General features: G+C 39.4%; 1 protein-coding gene. It reads left to right on the forward strand.

Annotated elements, in window-relative coordinates:
- Positions 1 to 72 precede the first annotated feature (72 nt).
- Complete coding sequence (locus ACOI7Z_RS27325; RefSeq protein WP_004194992.1) at positions 73 to 462, forward strand: hypothetical protein; 390 nt, start codon at positions 73 to 75, stop codon at positions 460 to 462.
- The last annotated feature ends 86 nt before the right edge of the window (positions 463 to 548 follow it).

Raw genomic sequence — 548 nt, forward strand, 5'->3', positions numbered from 1 at the left:
GCTGAATATTGAGGTGTTTCCCGTCCGTTGACCCGTACGATTCCGAATTACGATTATTTGTCAGGTGATTATATGACTATTACTGAGATTACTCTCGCAGCATTAATTGTTGTTCAGTGGCTTACGGTGGTTCGACAAAATAAAGAAATTAACCACCGACGTGAATGTGAAAGGCTTCTGAAAGAAAAAATTGACGATTATGAATTACAGAATAGTCGGTATTGTCGGTATGTTGAAGGCAAAGCAAGTCATCTCATCAGCGATATGGAAAAGGATTTGGATGAGCTTTTTCTTTTAAAACCACATGATGAGGACTCGTTCTGGCGGAAGGTTTACAGACTGGAGTTTATTTCCAACGTGCTGAAGGATTTCGCTAAGGGACAGGATTTAAAAAAGCAGAAAGAAATAATCGATGGTGTAAACAACATCTGGGAAAAATACAGGGGAAGGGATAATCAATGAGAAAAATATCATTTTTGTTTATCCTCCTGTTTTTTTCGTTAGTCCCTCAGGTACATGCAGATCCGTCGTGTGAAGGTCGATTCGTC

The organism is Klebsiella sp. C283 (assembly GCF_048822555.1).
Taxonomy (GTDB): domain Bacteria; phylum Pseudomonadota; class Gammaproteobacteria; order Enterobacterales; family Enterobacteriaceae; genus Klebsiella; species Klebsiella quasipneumoniae.

Coding starts and splice junctions, on each gene's coding strand:
- ACOI7Z_RS27325 (WP_004194992.1), top strand. CDS start 73: ATGACTATTACTGAGATTACTCTCGCAGCATTAATTGTTGTTCAGTGG.